Origin of the sequence: Salmonella sp. 32120201201600049SM (genome assembly GCF_017572835.1) — a bacterium.
Lineage (GTDB): Bacteria > Pseudomonadota > Gammaproteobacteria > Enterobacterales > Enterobacteriaceae > Salmonella > Salmonella enterica.
In genome coordinates this window covers 1-516 of record NZ_JAGESA010000036.1, presented here as the reverse complement: position 1 = coordinate 516, position 516 = coordinate 1, and the positions used below count along the sequence as shown (strand labels likewise).

The window sequence follows — 516 nt, the reverse complement described above, 5'->3', positions numbered from 1 at the left end:
CCGCGCTACCGCCGCCGTAAACCATTGCCGGAGGCCGGATGAAACGCAACGTACTGTTATTACCGCTGCTGATTTTTCTGCTGATTGCCGCGGCGCTGCTGTGGCAGCTGGCGCGCAACGCGCAGGGCGATGACCCGACGAATCTCGAATCGGCGCTGACCGGAAAGCCGGTGCCGGCGTTCCGCCTGGAATCGCTGGAGACGCCGGGTCAGTACTATGAGGCGGAGGTGCTGACGCAGGGGAAACCGGTGCTGCTTAACGTCTGGGCCACCTGGTGCCCGACCTGCCGCGCCGAGCATCAGTACCTGAACCGGCTGGCCGCGCAGGGTATCCGGGTGGTGGGGCTGAACTATAAGGACGACCGGGCGAAGGCGGTGGCCTGGTTAAAAGAACTGGGCAACCCGTATGCGCTGAGTTTATCGGACAGCGACGGGATGCTGGGGCTGGACCTGGGCGTGTACGGCGCGCCGGAAACCTTCCTCATCGACGGCAGGGGGATTATCCGCTACCGCCATG

At 64.3% G+C, this 516-nt stretch carries 1 protein-coding gene; it reads left to right on the top strand.

Annotated features, from left to right (window positions below):
* Positions 1-38 precede the first annotated feature (38 nt).
* The coding region (locus J4650_RS22675) for a DsbE family thiol:disulfide interchange protein (protein ID WP_208231564.1) at positions 39-516 on the top strand (478 nt) is incomplete at its 3' end.